The following is a 19,108-nucleotide window of genomic DNA, read 5'->3' on the forward strand; positions in this document are numbered from 1 at the left end:
TACACTAATCGGATAACTAACTCTTTTTCCCATACAAAAAACACCTCCAAATTGTTTTCAGATATGCTATACCCGATTTTTCAATTTAAAGGTGTTTTTATTTGTCTCACTTTATGGGGTCAGTCCCTTAGGATGCGGGTTTTTAATGATTTATAAAGCTTTCACGAGATCACCAATTCGCTCATGAAAGACAAGATCAAAAAGCGGATCGAATTCTGTTTCACTCAAATTCATCATCACCATGAAGATGGAAGGATCATGAGCTGCATCTTCTGGAATATACCTTGCTGGCGCTACCTCCAGGGAAGTCCCCATGACGAGAAGCATGTCCGTTTTCTGAAGTGATGTCTCCACTTGGTCTAAATGTTTGACCATATCGCCAAATAGGACAACATCTGTTTTTAGCACACGTCCACACGTACTGCCGTCTGAGGAAACCCTTTGACAGACCGGCACCTCCTCTTTTAATAAATAAGGCAGATCATATACCGCCTGGCACGATGGACAAGTGGCCGTTTGAATGGAGCCATGGAGTTCATATACATGCTGGCTTCCCGCCTTTTTATGAAGACCGTCAATATTTTGGGTAAAAATATCCACATGCTTCCCTTGTTGCTCAAGGCTGGCTAAAAAGGTGTGCCCGCTATTTGGCTCATATTCTCCACTCATTTTCATCTGAAACAATTCCTTAAATTTCGGCCAGAATTGATGAGGGTTTGATAAAAAGTAGGACCGGCTCATCGCCTCCATGCGGGAAGCATCTTCTGTCCACAGACCACCCGTTGATCTAAAATCAGGAATGCCCGATTCTGTACTCATACCAGCACCTGAGAGTACTGTGATATGTGAAGCCTGCGATAATTTCTCTCTTAACACATCCACCTTTGTTTGGTCCACGCACCATTCCTCCTTTATTCACCCAGCTGCTTCTCACCTTTTTGTTTCATATAAATGGCCTGACCAGGGAAAGCAAATTCTACGCCTTCCTCGTGGAAAATATCTATGATGCGATAGTTAATATCCTGCTTAATATCAAGGTTTTCAGACCAAGCTGTCGTGTTTGTGTAAAAGTTGAAAAACAAGTTCAAATAGCTGTCTGCCAGTACATCGAGATTTACCATGATTGTCTCCTTATGCACACCATCATGCTCGTGAAGCATCTGTCTGAGACGCTTAATACACTGATCAATATGTTCCTTTGGTGTATTGTAGGAAACGCGAACAGAGAACGTAATCTGACGTTTATTCATTCTTGTCCAGTTTGTGATTGGCTCCTTAGAAAGCGTAGAATTCGGAACGGTCACGACGGCTTCAGCAGGTGTTCGAAACCTTGTACTTCGAAATGTAATGTCCTCCACAGTCCCAAGAACACTTGGTGTCTCCACAAAGTCGCCCATCGTAAAAGGCTTCTCTGTAATGATGACAATCCCTCCAAAAAAGTTAGCCACTGTATCCTGAGCGGCGAGCGCAAAGGCTAGACCACCTAGACCAAGACCTGCCACAAGTCCATTTACGTCATAATTAAATTCTTGTGCAATGACACTAATACTCAGTGCAATAATAATGAAGCGAAGTACCTTTGATAAAAATGGTGCTAAAATATCATCCATATCTAATTCAAATTTCGAATTGACCTTTTGAAACAAGAAAGAAGATGCAGCGGTTAAATTACAAAGCCCCCACGTCAGCATCAATATAATTGAGGATCTATACAATTTAATGATGACATCCATATGATGCTCAAAGTATGGCGCTTGTCTTAACGCAAAATATAAACCAAGTGCCACGAAAAACAGCCTGGCTGGTTTTTCAAATGCCACAACAATTTGGTTAATGACCTCCGTTTTAGACCGATTCGTCAGCCTAAACAGAAGCTGAAATAAATACTTCGTAAATACTTTCCGAAGCAATAAAAAAAGCAATAAAATACAAAGGCTAATACCAATTTGGATCGCAATATCTACTGTAAAATATGTATCCATCCATTTTTGTGTAAACATGTCTGTCTCTCTCCTTTAAAACAATCCTCTCTAGTTTATAATATAACCTTCGTTCATGTCCTCTCTTAAATGTCTGACCTCTACATAAAAAGCCTCGGGACAGATCCCGAGGCATGAAGTTCAAATATGAAATTTTGGCTAGAGACATATCGACGGGCAGCAAACTACTTTTTCTTCTGAGCCTGATCAAGGAGAGTCGCTTTAAACATTTCAGCATCCGTTTCGGCCTTAATACGTTCTTCCACTCTAATTCTCCCTTTACCCAATCATCTCGCCTCCTTTTCATCATTATAAAACATCAGAATTTTCAGTCAACATGACGAAAGCACTAATATTTTGACGAACGCTGACGATTTGGACAAAATTGATCGAAGAAAAAATGATGTAGTTCAGATTTACTCAATAAGAGCTTGGGATATTCCTGCAACTTTTCACCTTTCATACACGATGCTTTCTCACCATATGCCATGTTCCATTACATACAGCTCTCCCTCGTACCATATAGTAAAGAAGGAAAAACAGCAAAAATTTGATATGATAAGACCAGAACTTATGTCAGGAGCTGGAGCATGTGTATATTATTGCGCATAGAGGGTCCTCAAGCGCTGCCCCAGAAAATACAATCGCCGCATTTGATTTAGCTGTTCAGCAGGGTGCGGATTATATTGAGTTAGACGTCCAGCTGACAATGGATCAGCACGTAGCCGTCATCCATGATGATACTGTTGATCGAACGAGTAACGGAAGCGGCTTAGTGAAAAGTTATACACTTGATCGGCTGAAGAAACTGGATGCAGGAAGCTGGTTTCATTCTCAGTACGCCAACGAACGAATTCCCACCTTACAGGAAATTCTTGAAAGATACAGTCAGCGTGTCGGGATACTGATTGAGATCAAGAATCCAAAACGGCAAATTGGGATTGAAAAGGCAGTTGTCGACATCATCAACCGGTTTGCCTATTCCCGTCACATCATGGTTCAATCTTTTGATGCCAATGCACTTCAAAGAGTCAAAGCTTACGCCCCTTCTCTTCGAACAGCTTTTATTATAAAACCCTCTGCCTTTAAACTGACGAAAAGGAAATTAGCGGAGTACAGCTCCATTGCGGATTGCCTTAATATGAAGAAAACGATGATCAACAGATGGTGGATTGATCGCATCCACTCATTTGGAATGGATGTCTTTATATGGACAGTGAAAGATCAAAAAACAGCCGACAGAATGAAAACATACCTCATTGATGGAGTGGTGACGGATCACCCGCCATTTTTTCTAAAGGAGAAATGATTAAATGAAAGCATATCTCGCAGTATTTATCGGTGGATTGGTTGGTACCCTTTGCAGATATGAACTTAGCCAATCCGTTGTCAGCCAGACATTCCCTTATGCAACACTGATTGAAAACATGACAGGCAGTCTGCTTCTTGGCTTTTCAACAGGGTATTTTATGTTTCGGAAGGGGAAAAAATATCTTGCTGCTTTGATCGGAACAGGATTTTGCGGTGGTTTTACGACAATGTCCACTTTTTCTAAAGAAACGGTTCTCTTATTGCAGGATGGACTGTTCACATCAAGTATCATGTACATTTTACTCTCAGTGATTGCTGGAGTGGGCGCTGCCTTATGTGGACTGATCACCGCTCAGCGCCTCTTTCAACAAGATGAGCAGCCGAAAGGAAGCAGATAAATGATTGTATTTTATACAGCTGTTGCCGGCGGGATAGGCAGTGCCCTTCGTTTTTTCCTCAGTCAATCGATTCAGAAAACCAAGTTTCATACTCGTTTTCCGTATAGTATTATTCTCATCAACTTACTCGGCGCTGCCGGTTTAGGTTTACTGACAGGTACAGTGACTGACAGTGATCCACTGCTAATGATCATAGGTACTGGGTTTTTCGGTGGTTTTACAACCTTCTCTACATTTAGTGTAGAGGCTGCGTCCATGCTGCAAGAGCGGCAAATTGGACAACTTGCTGTCTACTTATTGGTCACAATCATCGGGTCTTTATGTCTCTTTGCTACGTTTTATCAAATAGGACAGCATCTTTAAATATTGGTAATAGCGGCTAAGCTGATGAGCAGCTGATCCATCAGCTGGCGCTTCATCAAAAAGAGTGTTTTTTCACTATAGCCAATTTCCATTGCACACTTTGCCATCCGCCAATCTCGAAAATATTTGTAATCGATGAGCTGCTGCTCTATTTCGTCCAACTCTTTTAATGCCGTTTCAATACAAGCAACGATGAGTTCATACTGATTTTTTTGCTCTTCTAACTTTTTCCGTGTCATGTGGTCGAGATGATGCGGGCTTCTTTTTTCAAGCTGCCTTTCGATATTTAAGATTGCTGCTTGATAATTTTTGAAATTCTTTAAATGAAACTCAATTCGTTTCATTGAGGTTTTCTTCTCCGTGATACTTGCTGTTTCATACCAAAGCATGTCCATCCTCCTCTATCGAACGTTTGTTCTTATTATATACCGAACATATATTCGTACAAAAGAGACTAAATACCTAAAAAAACCTTGAGCTTATTTTTCGCTCAAGGTCATTTCGTTTACTAGCAGCGGCTCCTTTATATCAAGCCCAGTGCGTGCACTGCCTTTTTCTGCCGATGTGACGCCTTTTTTCAAATCAATCTTTTTAACGTAGCGTCCATCCATTTCCAGCACTTTCATTCGAATATCATCAAGATAGACGGATTGTCCTTCTCTGATATCAATATTCTCTTTTAAGATGAGTCCGCCGATTGTATCAATTTCCTCATCATGATAAGAGATCTCGATCAAATCTTGAACTTCATCTAATCTCACTTTGCCATCTAAAACATAATGATGATCGGCTCTTTTTTGAATCACTGGCTGTTCATCTTCATCGAATTCATCTCGAATATCTCCGACAATCTCTTCTAAAATATCCTCCGTTGTGACAAGTCCAGACGTTCCGCCATATTCGTCAGTTAAGATCGCCATATGCATTCTATCACGCTGCATCTTGACGAGAAGCTCTTGAATAGGAATCGTGTCGATAACCTCAATCACTGGATATATATAATCTTGAATTTTCAGTTGATCTTTTTCACCTTGATACACAAGATCTGCAAAGAGCTGCTTTTTGTTCAGCATGCCGATGACATGGTCTTTATCTCCTGAAAACACAGGGAAACGTGTATACTTTTCCTGCGTCATGATGGCGAGGATATCATCTAACGGCATATCTTCTGGAATCGCACAAATTTCTCGCCGCGGTACCATGATCTCTCTGGCAATTCGATTATCGAAATCGAAAATCTTGTTCATATAATTATATTCTGATGGGTTGATTTCCCCATTTTTTAAGCTCTCAGATAATAAAATCTTCAGTTCCTCTTCAGAATGGGAATGTTCTTTTTCAGACCCCATATCGATGCCCATCATTTTAGTTAGCAGACGTGCTGACCCGTTTAACACATAAATGAAAGGGAACATAAGGATATAAAATGCATGCAGCGGGCCTGACAGCCATAGTGTCATTTTTTCCGCCTTTTGAATGGCAAGCGTTTTTGGTGCAAGCTCGCCTACAACTACATGCAAAAAGGTAATAATAGAGAACGCAAGTGTTGCTGAGATCAGGCTGATTGCTGAATCAGGAATGTTTGTCAAACCAAAACCTCGAACCAAAAGTTCTTTCACAGCCGGCTTACCAATCCACCCTAAACCAAGGGATGTCACTGTAATACCGAGCTGACAGGCTGACAAATATTCATCTAGCCTTGATGTCACCTTTTTCGCCATGATGGCCTTTTTGGACCCTTCGGCAACAAGCTGATTAATTCTTGAACTTCTCACCTTTACTATGGCAAATTCAGATGCAACAAAGAAAGCTGTTAAAGCAATCAAAACACCGACTATACTCAGATTAACAATATCGTCCATTTAACCTTGCTCTTTCTTAGAAGAACAAGGAGTCACCTCCTGATTGATGATGTTATGTTTTGCAAAACGGTTAACTGATTAAATAAGACTACATTGAGGGCCCCACTTAACCACCTCCGGTTCACGTAAAATTCCGCCTCTCTACATATATATGAAACGGTATTCATTTTATCTTACCATAAATAATCTGAAAATTCCTGTATCATCATGCTGTTTTTGACATGACTGACTAAATTGAGGGAAATCCTCCTCTGTTTCTTCTTATTGGCAGGAAATATGAACAATTAACTTGTGTTTCAGACTAGAATTATATTAAACTATTTTCATAAACTATAACGTGACGGTTAGGAGGAGATGTTCAGATGGGGCTGAGAAAAAGTATCGTATTGGTGAACTAGCACAGATTGCACAGGTGACGAAACGAACTGTAGATTATTATACAAATCTAGGTTTGCTTGCGCCTGTTAGATCTTGCTCAAATTATCGTTATTACGATGAATATGCTTTAAAACGATTACAATTAATCGTTCTTTGCAAACAGCAGAGATTGGCTCTTTCTGACATCAAATCCAGATTAGATGAACAATTCCCTTCTCAAAAGGAAGATCATGATGAACTTGTCCATTTAACCTCTGATATCGATCGGATGAATGAGCATATGGACCGCATTTTGGCACGTTGTAAGCAGCTTCAGCCAGAACAACGTGAAAAACTAAAAGAGCAGCTTACTCCTGAAAAAATGACGGCTGTCCAATCATTTTTACTGCTGTTAAGTTAAAATTTTTACTAAACAGGAGGTGTTACCTTCGTTCTCAAAGTCAGAACGAAGGCCTTAATTGGACATAGTTAATTTACTCATAGTTGCTTTACTTATAGCTTTAACCGCGTTTTTCGTTGCATCAGAGTTTGCGATCATTCGCTTAAGAAGCTCAAGAATTGATCAGTTAATCGCAGAAGGTAATAAAACAGCAGTTGCTGTCAAGCATGTAACGACTCACCTTGATGAGTACCTATCAGCCTGTCAGCTTGGTATTACCATTACCGCCCTTGGTATTGGTTGGTTAGGGGAAGAAACAATTGCGCATATGCTTGCGCCGCTCTTTGCAGAGTTGTCCATTCCTCAATCAGCTAGTTCTATTGTCACTTTTATTATTGCGTTTAGTATCATGACGTTTTTACACGTTGTCGTTGGAGAACTTGCACCGAAAACACTCGCCATTCAAAAGGCTGAGCAAGTATCCCTTCTTTTTGCTAGACCACTGATGATCTTTTACAAAGTGATGTTCCCGTTCATTTGGGTATTAAATGGATCTGCTCGTTTGTTAACGAAAGCGTTCGGTCTTCAGCAAGTATCTGAGCATGACATGGCGCACTCTGAGGAAGAATTGCGGATTATTTTATCAGAGAGCTATAAGAGCGGCGAGATTAACCAGTCTGAATTCAAATATGTAAATAAAATTTTCGAATTTGATGACCGTCTGGCGAAAGAAATTATGATTCCTCGTACCGAAGTTGTCAGCTTCCCGTATGATATTACCATTGAGGAAATGCTGAAGGTAACAAAGGTAGAGAAATATACACGTTATCCAATTGAAGATGGCGACAAAGACAACATTATCGGTGTTCTTAACATTAAAGAGGTTCTCACTGCCTGCATTAGCGGTGAGTGCTCTACAAGCGATACGATCGAAAAGTTTGTAAATCCGATTATTCATGTGATTGAAACGGTTCCTGTTCATGATTTACTGCTCAAAATGCAGCGTGAACGTGTACACATGGCCATTTTATCAGATGAATATGGCGGTACAGCAGGTCTTGTGACCGTTGAAGACATCCTTGAAGAAATCGTTGGTGAAATTCGTGATGAGTTCGACATTGATGAAATCAACGAAGTGCGTAAACTTGGAGAAGACCATTACATCTTTGATGGCAAGGTTCTTGTTGATCAAGTCAACCTGCTATTAGGTACACAGCTTGATAATGAAGAGGTCGACACAATCGGCGGCTGGTTCCTTACTCAGAAATATGAAGTAGAGAAAAATGACGCCATTCGTGAACAAGGCTATGAATTTATTATTAATGAAGTCGATGGACACCATGTGGCATACATCGAAGTAAAAAAGTTAAATGAACAATTATTAGAAGCAGCTGAAGAAGGCGCTTCTTAAGAAAAAAACGACCCTTGCCTAAGCAAGCGGTCGTTTTTCTTATGCCTTTTCCATTAATTGAGCTTCTAGCTCTTTGATTCTTGTGTTTAATACTTCTGTCATGGCACCTAATCTTTCTTTTGGCGGCAGATGGTCAAATTCAGACAGCTCAATCGGTTCACCGATGATTAAGCGCATTTTCCCTTTTTTGAAAAGGCTTTTCGCATTTGAAGGTCCTTTGTATGCGGCTGGAACAATTGGCGCTTTACCGAGCTGTGCAATGGTAACCGCCCCTCTTTTTAAAGGAACATCCTCTGTTGTACGTGTGCCGCTTGGAAAAATCCCAACGATCTTTCCCTCTTTTAATAATTTAATGGGCGTTTTAATACTGCTTGGCCCAGGATTCTCTCGATCAACTGGAAAGGCATGAATCTTTTTTAAAAATCCACCGATCCATTTATTTGCAAACAATTCTTTTTTCGCCATGTAGTGGATCTCAAACGGAAGAATTCCTGCGCCTAATGCAAGAACATCCACAAAACCCTCATGTGTACAAGCAATGACAAAACCCCGATCAGTTGGCAGATTCTCTTTTTGATATACTTTGATTCCACCTCGGAGACCAAATAATAGTTTGACGGTATAGCCTGAAAATTTATACATAGTGCACTTCCTTTGTTTGAAGAATGAAGGATTTGTCTCTATTATAACAAATTTTTTATTACCTGGTACTAAAAATTTGTACACAGTCCACTCCTCCCCATTTTTTTCGTTTAAAAATGAACGTTCTGACTGTATTCAAGCACAAGGTTTTAGGGGAGAATAGAATAGGAATTGTGTCCAATTTTGTCGTTTTTCGATGTTTTTTCCTGATTTGTTCTATTGAAAATACTTTATAAATGATGCAAATTTCGCTATGATAAGGAGAAATGATTTTGATTCGGCGAAAGAAATGAGTAATGTACGGTAATGAGAAGTTTCGTGCAACTTTATGCCTTTCTTATGCGTGTATAACATAGAGGGGAGAAAAATCAGTGACGATCGATGAAATTTATCAAATGTATATGAACGATGTTTACAGGTTTCTGCTCTCCATGACAAAAGACAAACATTTGGCAGAAGACTTATTGCAGGAAACCTTTATGCGTGCGTATATACATATTCATTCCTACGACCATAGCAAAGTGAAACCTTGGTTATTTCAGGTGGCACGAAATGCTTTTATTGATTATGTCAGGAAACATAAAAAAGAAGTGACCATATCGGATGACCTCATTGGCGGTCTTTTACAAACGTCTGTACAAAGCCCTGCTGAACAGGTTGAAATAAAGGAAGTCCTTACCATGTATTTAGAGCAGCTTCCAGATAACTACAAGGAAGCGTTGACATTGTATTATTTAAAAGAACTAAATTACAAGGAAGCATCCAAGGTCATGAATATTACTGAAGCAAATTTCAAAAGTGTTTTATTTCGTGCAAGGCAGCGCCTAAAAGCACTTTACAACAGAGGTGTTAATGATGAATGAAGAGTTTAACAAGCGATGGGAAAAATATAATAATGGTGAGATGAATGAGGAAGAAATGATAGCGTTTGAAGAAGAGCTTGAAGAAAACGAAAAACGCTTAAGCCAGGAACTGAACGACTCGGATTGGACAGACTTTTCCATCAGTCCTGAGAAGCAAAAAGCCATTTTACAATACGGAAAAAGAAAGTCATATTTACGTATTTCCGTACTTGCTGTCATATCGACACTCATTATTTTACCGCTTTGTACATTAGGAAGTTATTTATACTACGGCGTTGGCGGAGCCGAGAGCAAAGGCAATCACTTCATGGAAACAGCCGCTGTCACCGTCGCTTTGACCAAACCAAACGTGGCCATTGATATGAAGGATTTAAAAGGTCAGGTCAAACTTTTTGGGATGAACACTGAATTGAAGCTGCAAAAACAAATTGGCAATAAAACAGAAGCCATTGGCAGTGAACAAATCGAGATGTTTTTCGATAAATTAAAGCAGCCTACTATCTCTTATTATGGTGACAGCGCACGTGAAACGGAGGGTTTCTTTACCCATCCTTCGTCGCAGGCAGATGCCTCAAAAAAACAAACACTCACTACGTTAGACAAGCTTCCTGAAGGAACAGTAAGTGAAGTGTATGTATCCTATGATAGAGCTTACACACCAAAGGATATTTATTCCTTTGCTAAAAAATACGATATGAAAGTGCTGTGGAATGCGATTAAAACAGAGGATTCATTAAGTGGAAATCAGCGGCCAATCGGCTTTCCTGGGAAGGACTCTGAATTTTTAAAAGAGCTTCAGCACACATCAAAAACTGAGGTAGATCAATTCAAAGATGCCCTTGCTTATGTTAATCAGCACCCGACATGGGCAACAACGATCGCTGGCAGACCTGATCTTGACCTGTCTAATCGTATACGCTATATCGATCAAAATGGCGTCATGGTTTATGGCTCTGTGGTCACTGGGCCTTCAAAAGAAATTGAGAAATTTGTAAAGACAAAACGCATTAAAACGGCAAAAGTGAGCGAGGTGGAATTATGGAATTGGTAAGAATTTTTAAAGAGCATAATGTATTTGGCTGGATTTCTGTCGGCACAGCGATATTATCCCTGCTCATGCTAAACCTCGCCATTATCAGCAACGTGACATTTTATTCTTTTCAAATGCTTCCTTTTGCAATGGCCGCAGTTCCATTTGGCATTATTGAACTGTTCATTAAAAAAGGCCGTACGGGTCCAGGTTTCCTCGGTGTCGTACTGAATATCTTTGTCATTGTTTGTGTCTATGCCATCGTATCAATTGATGTCGATCTTCAGTTAGGTTTTTAATCAGTACTCAAAAGCAAAAGCCCGTGTTACTTGACTAATGCCAAGCAGCACGGGCTTTTTATATCGATTTATTTTCTTCAGTCTACAGCGTAAATCAAAAAGAGACGGCTTCATAGCAGTCTCTTAAAATGAATTAGTTTACAAATGTTTTCGCTCCAAGATAAATAGGCTTCCAATAGCTTGATGTCATATCACTGATCGTTACACCGTCAGAAGCAGCATGGATAAACTTATTGTTCCCAAGGTAGACACCCATGTGAGATGGACCCGATTTATACGTTGTAAAGAAGACAAAATCTCCAACCTTTGGTTTGGACACACTTTTCATCGATCCCCAGAAACCTTCAGTTGTTTGTCTTGAAATCTTTTTTTGTTTGTTAATGATATACCACATAAATCCGCTGCAATCAAAGCCCTTCGGTGTCGTTCCACCCCATCTATATGGAGTACCATTTTGCGCTTTAGCATCTGCTATGAGCTTAGACGTGTTTAAGGAAGAAGTAGAGACTGTTTTTTCTTTCACAGGTTTCGTCTTTACTTTAGACGTCTTTTTCACCTTTAGCTTTTGCCCGATTTTAATGAGGTCTGTTTTAAGTTTATTTAACGATTTCAACTCTTTCACAGTCATCCCGTATTTTTTGCCAATCTTAGATAATGTATCACCTTTGACAACTTTATAAGTGGCAGTTGCTGAAGCCGTTTTTACTTTTGTTGTTGTTTTTGATGTCTTCACTGCTTTTTTCGAAGAAGTGCCATTCACTTTTAAGGTTTGTCCAACATAAATCACGTTAGATTTCAGCTTATTGTCTGATTTAATTTTGCTCACGCTTGTTTTGTATCTTTTCGCTAGAACAGAAAGAGAGTCACCTTTTTGAACTTTTACTGATTGTGCTGAGGCAGCTCCGGCAAATAATGTCGTCCCAAGTAGAACTGCACTTGCAGCTGTGATCAATTGTTTTTTCATTTGTTCCTCCTGTATGTATCTATCTGATCCGAATTTTTATCTACTCCCTATTATAAGGATCAAATACCAGAAGAAATAGTCTTGACTTCCTACGACATTATGCTTATTAATTCGGCAAAATTTATTTTTTTTTAGGGTTCTTTTTATTTCATTTTTATTACACAATCATGACAAAATAATCGCATCTTGTCATGGATAAATGATACATTCATTTCTCTTTTTGGTTCATTCTATGTAAAGTGGACCTTTACAATTTTAAAGTGAACTTTACGGTGCTGTAAAAAGGAATCCACACTTCTGCTCTACCATTGTAAACGTAAGAGCGATACATAAACAATGAGGAGGCAAAATGAATGAGTGTGTTGAAAAGCTCGAAAACGAAAATCGCTGCAGTGGCAGCAGCATCTGTGCTATCGATTGGCATTTTTTCAGGGATTGAATTTGGACAAGCTGACAAAGCTGAGGCTAAAAAGAAGCCGAAAAATGACGTGCAAAATGTGATCGTGCTGATTGGAGATGGCATGGGAACACCTTATCTTTCAACTTACCGCTCATTTAAACACAACGGTGACCTTTCAAAGCAAACAGCGTTTGACCCTTACCTCACTGGCATGCATAAAACATACCCTGACGACTCTAAAAGTAACATTACCGATTCAGCAGCAGCTGGTACAGCCATGGCCACTGGTAAAAAGACATACAACAATGCCATTGGTGTAAACAAAAACGGCAAAAAACTAAAAACCGTTTTAGAAGAAGCCAAACGAAAAGGAAAATCGACGGGTCTTGTCGTGACATCTGAATTAACAAATGCTACGCCTGCTGCGTATGCCGCTCACGATGTGTCTAGGAAGAACACAGCAGCCATCGCTGATGACTTCTTCGATGAGAAAATCGGAAAACAGCATACAGTCGATGTCATGCTTGGCGGAGGACTTGTCGACTTTGTCCGAAAGGATCGTGATCTGACGAAGGAATTCAGACAAGCCGGTTATGATTATGTCACCAATAAAGCTGCCTTACAAAAAAACAAAAATGAAAAAGTGTTAGGCATTTTTGCTGATGGAGGTCTCGATAAAGCCATTGATCGTGATAAAGCGACTCCTTCCCTGCAAGACATGACATCCTCAGCCATCAAACAGCTGTCTAAAAACAAAAAAGGATTTTTCCTTATGGTCGAAGGCAGTCAAATTGACTGGGCAGGACATGATCATGATATTGTCAGTGCAATGAGCGAAATGAAGGATTTTGAAAAAGCATTTGAAGAAGCGATTCGTTTTGCGAAAAAGGATAAAAACACGTTAGTCATCACGACTGCGGATCATTCAACTGGCGGACTTTCCTTCGGAGCAGACGGTTCAGGCAGCTGGGATTACAAACCGGTAAAAGCAGCGAAAAAAACGCCTGACTTTATCGCAAACAAAATTGTCAGCGGCATGCCTGTCGAGTCAGCACTGAAACAATATATCAATCTTGATTTCACAAAAGAAGAAATAGCATCCATTCAAAAGGCCGCTGAAACAAAGGATACTGTTAAAATTGATGATGCGATTGAAGAAGTGATCAATACAAGATCACATACAGGCTGGACAACATCTGGTCATACCGGTGATGAAGTTCCATTCTTTGCGTATGGCCCAACAAGCCAGCAGCTAAAAGGTCTGATGGAAAATACCGATCAAGCAAAACACATTTTCAAACTGCTGAAAAACCAATAAAATGGACAAAAAAGATGTCTGCTAAGAGACATCTTTTTTGGTCTTTTTCATGCAAGATATTTCCTATGAACCCCTTTTCCATCATAAGAAAACATCACTTCTTTTCCTTCAAGAACTGACTCGATATGCACACTTCTTCCCCACAGCTGATATAAATACGGAAGGACTTTTTCTAAGTATTTCAGATCAAGTTCAATGCCTTCATACCAATGCTTGATATAAAGTTCGTTATTTTTTAAATAGTCGCCATCGATCACGGTCAAATACGGAAAGCCGCCATTCACTCTCATACTGACTAACTGATCACGAACCGCCTTCCATTCTTTATCAATGACTTTATAGTCTCTCCCCTGCTTTTGAAACAAGTACAAGTCTTCTCTCATCACAAGGTCTTTCGTTAAGTAGTTTCGAATAAAGGAAATATCTGACTCAATTTCTCTGACTTCAAACATTTTGCTGCGGCCAGATCCTTCTGTGACCCCTGCTTTTTTTAATTCTTCACATGGGTTGTTATAGCGTTCTTCAATATCTTCAAAAATTTTCAGCCCTAAATAGTAAGGGTTGATGCCTGTTTTAGAAGGCTGCACCACACCTGCATTTAATTTCGCAAACTCTATCGATTCACTTGAATCCAAGTCAAGCTCCCGCATAATCCGCTGGTGCCAATACGATGCCCAGCCTTCATTCATAATCTTGGTTTCCAGCTGCGGCCAAAAATAGAGCATTTCTTCTCTCAGCATGGTAAGGACATCCCGCTGCCACGGCTCCAGCTCGCGGGAATGCGCCTCAATAAAGAGTAAAAGATCCTTTTCCGGCTTTGGCGGAAATTGCTTAACGGTTTTCTTTTTCTCACGCGTTTTCGGCTCATCCATTCCCCACAAATCATCATAAGGCGTTTGACGTTTTGGTTTATCATCTTCACTTTCTTCATCGTCCATATTCCAGCTTAATTTTGATCGAACAAGAGACGGATCAATATGCTCTTGGATAGCCAATACGGCATCTAAAAAGGACTCGACTTCTTTTGTTCCATGGATATGCTCATATTCTTTGATCCGCTCTGCCGCTGCTGACATGCTTTCGACCATATCTCGTTTTGTGTTTTGGAAACGGCAATTATTTTTGAAGAAATCACAGTGTGCCAATACATGAGCCACAATTAATTTATTTTGAACAAGCGTATTGTTATCAAGTAGAAAGGCGTAGCAAGGATTTGAATTGATGACAAGTTCATAAATTTTGCTTAACCCTAAATCATAATGAAGCTTCATTTTATGAAATTGCTTCCCAAAGCTCCAGTGGCTGAATCGTGTTGGCATTCCATATGCACCGAACGTATAAATAATTTCCGCGGGACAGATTTCATACCTCATCGGATAAAAATCTAGACCAAATCCTTCTGCAATCTCTGTAATTTCATCAATCGCTCTTTGTAAAAGACGTTTTTCAGATACGCTCAAGGAAACCATCCCTCCTCATCGGACTTATCCCTACTATATGAGCGTATGTAAAAAAACATGATGTTCCGCCAATCGTTTAGACGACTTCCATTTCTTTCGTGGATTGCCCGCCGAATGCTTCGAAATGAATATGGTGTGCTGGAATTCCCAGCTCTTTTAGATGATGAATGATCTCCTGTGTAAACACCGGGGAACCGCATAGATAAAATTGGCCTTTCCCCTCTCCGATCACCGATTGAAGAAATGGACGGTCAATGCGGGAAGCCGCTTTCTCAACAAGTTCACCCTTTCCAGACTGCGTAAATTGTTCGTTACATAGGATGATGCGCCCATAGGAAGCTGACGCTAGAACGCGTTCAAACTCATTTTCAAAAGCGTTTACATCCTCTAATCGATCTGCATGAATCATCGTGAATGTCTGGCTGTTTTGTGCGGCAGTTTTCACTAAACCAATCATTGGTGTGACACCAGACCCGGCACTGATAAAATAAACAGGCTCTTTTGTGTCTCCCTGCAAGCAGAACATTCCCTGCGGCATACTCACTTGAAGAACGTCCCCTTCTTCCATTTCATCATGCAAAAATGTAGACACATGACCGTCACGCTTCACTGTAATACGGTAATAAGATGGATGATGCTCGTCTGATAAACTGTATTGTCTGCTGCACATATAGGCTTCTCCTGGCATATCTGCCTGAACCGTAATGTATTGGCCTGCTTTATACATTGGCAGCTCTGATTCATCTTCTGGTACTAAATAAAAAGAGATAAGCGATGGAGATTCTTGCTTCTTTTTCTTAATCACAAACGGCTTCACATCTGCCCATCCGCCTGTCTGTTTCACATTTTCATCCATCATTTCTGCTTCTATGGTTATGAAAATATTCGCAATGATGTCATATGCAGCTTTCCAAGCTAATAAAGTGGCATCTTCTTCTCTTAAGCCAAACACCTCTTTCATCGCTTCAATCAGGTGATATCCAACAATTGGGTATTGTTCTTTTTTGACCATGACACTGACATGCTTATGGGCAATTTGTTTGACCGCAGGAAGTAATTCCTCTAACCGATCAATGTGCAGTGCAGCTTGATATAGTGTCGCAGCAAGTGCTTCTGGCTGACTTCCGTTCATCAGATTTGTTTTATTAAATTGATTGAGCAGCTCCGGGTGCTGGCGAATCATATTTTGATAAAAAACAGTGACAAGTTTGGTTCCCTCGGCTTTTAGTAGAGGGGCTGATTGCTTTATTGCATTCATTTGATCTTTAGATAACATCGTCATTCCTTCTTTCAAAAGAAGTATTTTAAATACATCTTTATCGTAATAGATGACACTCTCTAAAAGCAATATTTATAATACATGTTTTAAATGTTGTCACATTTTACACTTTCTCGAACAGTTTTTGTCTAAAATGTGTTACGATGATACAAAACTCTATTAGGTTTAGAGGTCGTCAAAATGAAACTTACGAATTACACAGATTTCTCATTAAGGGTACTCATTTATTTAGCTTCGAGAGAAAATAATGAACTGTCAAATATTCAGCAGATCGCCGATGTTTATGGCATTTCTAAAAATCATCTGACGAAGGTGATTTATCATCTTGGAAAACGCGGGTATGTGGAAACGATTCGCGGAAGAAATGGCGGGATCAGGCTTGGAAAAAGCCCAGAAAGCATTAATATTGGAGAGGTTGTCCGTTATACAGAGGATGATTTAGTCATGGTTGAATGCTTTGATCCAAAGAAAAACAGCTGCATCATCTCCCCAATTTGTTCATTAAAGCATGTACTTCATGAAGCACTCACTGCTTATTTAAGCGTTCTAGACCGATACACACTAAACGATTTAACACAAAACAAAGATGCTCTTAGAGAGCTCCTGCTTTAAGACGAAAGAATTTATTCTTTCGTCTTTTTCTTTACCTTCTTGTAATAATAATTTATTTAAAATTATTATAAATAAATATTGACTATCATGTTTGATTCAATATAATTAGGGTATATAGATTGCTAGAAAACACTTTTTTGTTTACAGGAGGAGAAAAGAATGACAAATTCAAATCATAAAAATTTGACAACGAACCAAGGCGTGCCTGTTGGCGATAACCAAAACTCAAGAACAGCTGGTCACCGCGGACCTACCTTTCTTGATGATTACCATTTGATTGAAAAACTTGCACACTTTGATCGTGAACGTATTCCAGAGCGCGTCGTTCATGCAAGAGGCGCCGGCGCTTACGGTGTATTTGAAGTAGAAAACAGCATGGAGAAACATACAAAAGCAGCCTTCTTAAGTGAAGAAGGAAAACAAACAGACGTTTTTGTTCGCTTCTCTACCGTTATTCATCCGAAAGGTTCACCTGAAACATTGCGTGACCCGCGCGGATTTGCTGTCAAATTTTATACAGAAGAAGGCAACTATGATCTCGTTGGTAACAACTTGCCGATCTTCTTTATTCGTGATGCATTGAAATTCCCTGATATGGTTCACTCTCTCAAGCCAGATCCTGTAACCAATATTCAAGATCCTGACCGTTATTGGGATTTTATGACCTTAACACCTGAATCCACTCATATGCTCACATGGCTTTTCTCTGACGAAGGAATCCCTGCAAGCTACGCTGAAATGCGCGGTTCTGGTGTGCATACATTTAGATGGGTGAACAAATACGGCGAAGCAAAATATGTGAAATATCACTGGAGACCTTCTGAGGGTATTCGCAACTTATCTATGGAAGAAGCAGCGGAAATTCAAGCAAATGATTTCCAGCATGCGACAAGAGATTTATATGACCGCATTGAAAAAGGCAACTTCCCAGCATGGGACTTATATGTTCAGCTTATGCCGCTTAGCGATTATGATGACCTTGATTATGATCCATGTGACCCAACAAAAACGTGGAGCGAGGAAGATTACCCGCTTCAAAAAGTAGGACGCATGACACTCAACCGCAATCCTGATAACTTCTTTGCTGAAACAGAACAGTCTGCTTTCACGCCAAGTGCATTTGTTCCAGGAATTGAGGCATCTGAAGATAAACTGCTTCAAGGCCGTCTGTTCTCATATCCTGATACGCAGCGCCACCGTCTTGGTGCGAACTACATGCGCATTCCGGTTAACTGCCCTTATGCACCTGTACACAATAACCAGCAGGATGGCTTTATGACAACGACTCGTCCAAGCGGTCATATTAACTATGAACCAAACCGTTATGCCGATCAGCCAAAAGAAAACCCTCACTACAAAGAAAGTGAGCCAGTTCTTCACGGTGACCGTATGGTGAGACAAAAAATTGAAAAACCGAACGATTTCAAACAAGCTGGAGAAAAATATCGAAGCTACTCTGAAGAAGAGAAACAAGCATTGATTAAAAACCTAACAGCTGATTTGAAAGATGTGAATGACAAAACAAAATTACTTGCAATCTGCAACTTCTATCGTGCCGATGAAGATTACGGCCAGCGTTTAGCAGATTCACTTGGAGTGGATATTCGCGCTTATCTTCAAGGTAGCATGAAGTAATTCCATTTCGAAAAAAAAATTGTTGGACAAAGGGCTAAAATGATCTTGATTTTAGCCCTTTGTCTTTTTTGACTGAACGCCTCGAGCATCTTTTACAAAAAAAGGTGCTTCTTTATAGCCGAAACACGTTAATACTAATCAAATGACCGGTTACCGGATGAAAATAAATTTCTGCATGTGCGGCAAAGCGAGTTGATCCTTCCTTTACAGTGACGCGAAACACATCTTTTGTCTGCTCATCATTCACTTCTGTCCGGCCAATGTAATGATAATCATTGAAAGCGGCACCTTTATATTCATCTTTAAACGCTGTGTACGCAAGTCTTTCCCAATTTTCAAACGGCTGCACCGCTGCTTTTGATGCAGGATGAATCATCAAACTGCCAAGCAAAACGATTCCTGCTGCAATAAGCATCCACCATTTCGGCTGCATGATATCATTGAACTCACTTTCATATATGTTTTGTTTAGGTTTAGCTGGCTGGTCCTTTTTCATACATGAAGCAATTATTCAGCCTATAATTC

General features: G+C 39.9%; 21 protein-coding genes. 11 read left to right on the forward strand and 10 right to left on the reverse strand.

The window, feature by feature from the left end:
- Window positions 1-150 precede the first annotated feature (150 nt).
- The 3 genes from BAE31_RS00665 to BAE31_RS19425 form a co-directional block, all read right to left on the reverse strand.
- Window positions 151-882, reverse strand: a complete 732-nt coding sequence (locus BAE31_RS00665) for an NAD-dependent protein deacylase (RefSeq protein WP_481747475.1) — start codon at window positions 880-882, stop codon at window positions 151-153.
- A 29-nt stretch (window positions 883-911) separates the two neighbouring features.
- On the reverse strand, window positions 912-2,000 hold the full coding sequence (locus tag BAE31_RS00670) for a mechanosensitive ion channel family protein (RefSeq protein ID WP_041109924.1): 1,089 nt from the start codon (window positions 1,998-2,000) through the stop codon (window positions 912-914).
- 164 nt (window positions 2,001-2,164) lie between these two features.
- Window positions 2,165-2,266 carry a YhdX family protein gene (locus BAE31_RS19425; protein ID WP_017360338.1) on the reverse strand — a complete coding sequence of 34 codons (102 nt, stop codon included), beginning with the start codon at window positions 2,264-2,266 and terminating at the stop codon, window positions 2,165-2,167.
- Window positions 2,267-2,571: 305 nt separating this feature from the next.
- Here BAE31_RS19425 and BAE31_RS00675 point away from each other — a divergent pair, with 305 nt between their 5' ends.
- Genes BAE31_RS00675 through crcB (BAE31_RS00685) form a run of 3 tightly spaced genes read left to right on the forward strand, consistent with a single transcriptional unit; the run spans window position 2,572 to window position 4,051 of the window.
- Window positions 2,572-3,288 carry a glycerophosphodiester phosphodiesterase gene (locus BAE31_RS00675; RefSeq protein WP_075622711.1) on the forward strand — a complete coding sequence of 239 codons (717 nt, stop codon included), beginning with the start codon at window positions 2,572-2,574 and terminating at the stop codon, window positions 3,286-3,288.
- A gap of 4 nt (window positions 3,289-3,292) precedes the next feature.
- Window positions 3,293-3,688, forward strand: coding sequence for a fluoride efflux transporter CrcB (gene crcB, locus BAE31_RS00680; protein ID WP_024425734.1), 396 nt, complete (start codon window positions 3,293-3,295; stop codon window positions 3,686-3,688).
- The gene (gene crcB, locus BAE31_RS00685; RefSeq protein ID WP_076839143.1) at window positions 3,689-4,051 is read left to right on the forward strand and encodes a fluoride efflux transporter CrcB; all 363 of its coding nucleotides are present in this window, start codon (window positions 3,689-3,691) and stop codon (window positions 4,049-4,051) included.
- On the opposite strand, the gene BAE31_RS00690 is transcribed toward crcB (BAE31_RS00685), so the two are convergent.
- Window positions 4,048-4,440: a hypothetical protein gene (locus BAE31_RS00690; protein WP_024425732.1), complete on the reverse strand. Its 393-nt coding sequence runs from the start codon at window positions 4,438-4,440 to the stop codon at window positions 4,048-4,050. The two genes, crcB (BAE31_RS00685) and BAE31_RS00690, sit on opposite strands and share 4 nt — an antisense overlap.
- 90 nt (window positions 4,441-4,530) lie before the next feature.
- Window positions 4,531-5,913 carry a hemolysin family protein gene (locus BAE31_RS00695; protein WP_025093319.1) on the reverse strand — a complete coding sequence of 461 codons (1,383 nt, stop codon included), beginning with the start codon at window positions 5,911-5,913 and terminating at the stop codon, window positions 4,531-4,533.
- A gap of 337 nt (window positions 5,914-6,250) precedes the next feature.
- Between BAE31_RS00695 and BAE31_RS00700 the strand changes: the two genes are divergently transcribed.
- Together BAE31_RS00700 and BAE31_RS00705 are read left to right on the forward strand one after the other, a co-directional pair.
- The gene (locus BAE31_RS00700; RefSeq protein WP_034667702.1) at window positions 6,251-6,691 is read left to right on the forward strand and encodes a MerR family transcriptional regulator; all 441 of its coding nucleotides are present in this window, start codon (window positions 6,251-6,253) and stop codon (window positions 6,689-6,691) included.
- Between the two features lie 58 nt (window positions 6,692-6,749).
- The gene (locus BAE31_RS00705) at window positions 6,750-8,081 is read left to right on the forward strand and encodes a hemolysin family protein (protein WP_024426590.1); all 1,332 of its coding nucleotides are present in this window, start codon (window positions 6,750-6,752) and stop codon (window positions 8,079-8,081) included.
- Window positions 8,082-8,120: 39 nt separating this feature from the next.
- On the opposite strand, the gene BAE31_RS00710 is transcribed toward BAE31_RS00705, so the two are convergent.
- A complete protein-coding gene (locus tag BAE31_RS00710; protein WP_024425286.1) occupies window positions 8,121-8,723 on the reverse strand; it encodes a lysophospholipid acyltransferase family protein in 603 nt (200 codons plus the stop codon).
- A gap of 371 nt (window positions 8,724-9,094) precedes the next feature.
- Here BAE31_RS00710 and BAE31_RS00715 point away from each other — a divergent pair, with 371 nt between their 5' ends.
- The 3 genes from BAE31_RS00715 to BAE31_RS00725 are packed head-to-tail and all read left to right on the forward strand — an operon-like array spanning window position 9,095 to window position 10,915.
- Window positions 9,095-9,586, forward strand: a complete 492-nt coding sequence (locus BAE31_RS00715) for a sigma-70 family RNA polymerase sigma factor (RefSeq protein ID WP_024425287.1) — start codon at window positions 9,095-9,097, stop codon at window positions 9,584-9,586.
- A complete protein-coding gene (locus BAE31_RS00720; RefSeq protein WP_076839145.1) occupies window positions 9,579-10,637 on the forward strand; it encodes an anti-sigma factor in 1,059 nt (352 codons plus the stop codon). The genes BAE31_RS00715 and BAE31_RS00720 overlap by 8 nt, the downstream gene beginning before the upstream one ends.
- Window positions 10,625-10,915, forward strand: coding sequence for a hypothetical protein (locus BAE31_RS00725; protein ID WP_024425288.1), 291 nt, complete (start codon window positions 10,625-10,627; stop codon window positions 10,913-10,915). Before BAE31_RS00720 ends, BAE31_RS00725 begins: the two co-directional genes overlap by 13 nt.
- A gap of 133 nt (window positions 10,916-11,048) precedes the next feature.
- Here BAE31_RS00725 and BAE31_RS00730 read toward each other — a convergent pair whose 3' ends face one another.
- Window positions 11,049-11,879 carry a C40 family peptidase gene (locus BAE31_RS00730; RefSeq protein WP_076839147.1) on the reverse strand — a complete coding sequence of 277 codons (831 nt, stop codon included), beginning with the start codon at window positions 11,877-11,879 and terminating at the stop codon, window positions 11,049-11,051.
- A 353-nt stretch (window positions 11,880-12,232) separates the two neighbouring features.
- Between BAE31_RS00730 and BAE31_RS00735 the strand changes: the two genes are divergently transcribed.
- Window positions 12,233-13,597, forward strand: a complete 1,365-nt coding sequence (locus BAE31_RS00735; protein ID WP_076839148.1) for an alkaline phosphatase — start codon at window positions 12,233-12,235, stop codon at window positions 13,595-13,597.
- Between the two features lie 47 nt (window positions 13,598-13,644).
- Here the strand turns inward: BAE31_RS00735 and BAE31_RS00740 are convergent, their stop codons facing one another.
- Together BAE31_RS00740 and BAE31_RS00745 are read right to left on the reverse strand one after the other, a co-directional pair.
- The gene (locus tag BAE31_RS00740; protein WP_370880851.1) at window positions 13,645-15,066 is read right to left on the reverse strand and encodes a SpoVR family protein; all 1,422 of its coding nucleotides are present in this window, start codon (window positions 15,064-15,066) and stop codon (window positions 13,645-13,647) included.
- A 67-nt stretch (window positions 15,067-15,133) separates the two neighbouring features.
- Window positions 15,134-16,333 carry a globin domain-containing protein gene (locus BAE31_RS00745; RefSeq protein WP_076839150.1) on the reverse strand — a complete coding sequence of 400 codons (1,200 nt, stop codon included), beginning with the start codon at window positions 16,331-16,333 and terminating at the stop codon, window positions 15,134-15,136.
- Between the two features lie 183 nt (window positions 16,334-16,516).
- Here BAE31_RS00745 and BAE31_RS00750 point away from each other — a divergent pair, with 183 nt between their 5' ends.
- Both BAE31_RS00750 and BAE31_RS00755 read left to right on the forward strand, forming a co-directional pair.
- Window positions 16,517-16,948, forward strand: a complete 432-nt coding sequence (locus tag BAE31_RS00750) for an Rrf2 family transcriptional regulator (RefSeq protein WP_024425294.1) — start codon at window positions 16,517-16,519, stop codon at window positions 16,946-16,948.
- A 159-nt stretch (window positions 16,949-17,107) separates the two neighbouring features.
- The gene (locus BAE31_RS00755) at window positions 17,108-18,583 is read left to right on the forward strand and encodes a catalase (protein ID WP_041109904.1); all 1,476 of its coding nucleotides are present in this window, start codon (window positions 17,108-17,110) and stop codon (window positions 18,581-18,583) included.
- Between the two features lie 112 nt (window positions 18,584-18,695).
- On the opposite strand, the gene BAE31_RS00760 is transcribed toward BAE31_RS00755, so the two are convergent.
- Window positions 18,696-19,016, reverse strand: a complete 321-nt coding sequence (locus BAE31_RS00760) for a YqzG/YhdC family protein (protein ID WP_373272906.1) — start codon at window positions 19,014-19,016, stop codon at window positions 18,696-18,698.
- Between the last annotated feature and the right edge of the window lie 92 nt (window positions 19,017-19,108).

It is taken from the genome of Bacillus sp. I-2 (genome assembly GCF_001974945.1).
Taxonomy (GTDB): domain Bacteria; phylum Bacillota; class Bacilli; order Bacillales; family Bacillaceae; genus Bacillus; species Bacillus safensis.

Excerpts from the sequence above, each read along its gene's own strand:
- BAE31_RS00720 (WP_076839145.1), top strand. The coding sequence starts at position 9,579 with ATGAATGAAGAGTTTAACAAGCGATGGGAAAAATATAATAATGGTGAG.
- BAE31_RS00745 (WP_076839150.1), bottom strand. The coding sequence starts at position 16,333 with ATGTTATCTAAAGATCAAATGAATGCAATAAAGCAATCAGCCCCTCTA.
- BAE31_RS00725 (WP_024425288.1), top strand. The coding sequence starts at position 10,625 with ATGGAATTGGTAAGAATTTTTAAAGAGCATAATGTATTTGGCTGGATT.
- BAE31_RS00750 (WP_024425294.1), top strand. The coding sequence starts at position 16,517 with ATGAAACTTACGAATTACACAGATTTCTCATTAAGGGTACTCATTTAT.
- crcB (WP_024425734.1), top strand. The coding sequence starts at position 3,293 with ATGAAAGCATATCTCGCAGTATTTATCGGTGGATTGGTTGGTACCCTT.
- BAE31_RS00690 (WP_024425732.1), bottom strand. The coding sequence starts at position 4,440 with ATGCTTTGGTATGAAACAGCAAGTATCACGGAGAAGAAAACCTCAATG.
- BAE31_RS00735 (WP_076839148.1), top strand. The coding sequence starts at position 12,233 with ATGAGTGTGTTGAAAAGCTCGAAAACGAAAATCGCTGCAGTGGCAGCA.
- BAE31_RS00760 (WP_373272906.1), bottom strand. The coding sequence starts at position 19,016 with ATGCAGCCGAAATGGTGGATGCTTATTGCAGCAGGAATCGTTTTGCTT.
- BAE31_RS00740 (WP_370880851.1), bottom strand. The coding sequence starts at position 15,066 with ATGGTTTCCTTGAGCGTATCTGAAAAACGTCTTTTACAAAGAGCGATT.
- BAE31_RS00755 (WP_041109904.1), top strand. The coding sequence starts at position 17,108 with ATGACAAATTCAAATCATAAAAATTTGACAACGAACCAAGGCGTGCCT.
- BAE31_RS00730 (WP_076839147.1), bottom strand. The coding sequence starts at position 11,879 with ATGAAAAAACAATTGATCACAGCTGCAAGTGCAGTTCTACTTGGGACG.
- BAE31_RS00695 (WP_025093319.1), bottom strand. The coding sequence starts at position 5,913 with ATGGACGATATTGTTAATCTGAGTATAGTCGGTGTTTTGATTGCTTTA.
- crcB (WP_076839143.1), top strand. The coding sequence starts at position 3,689 with ATGATTGTATTTTATACAGCTGTTGCCGGCGGGATAGGCAGTGCCCTT.
- BAE31_RS00670 (WP_041109924.1), bottom strand. The coding sequence starts at position 2,000 with ATGTTTACACAAAAATGGATGGATACATATTTTACAGTAGATATTGCG.
- BAE31_RS00710 (WP_024425286.1), bottom strand. The coding sequence starts at position 8,723 with ATGTATAAATTTTCAGGCTATACCGTCAAACTATTATTTGGTCTCCGA.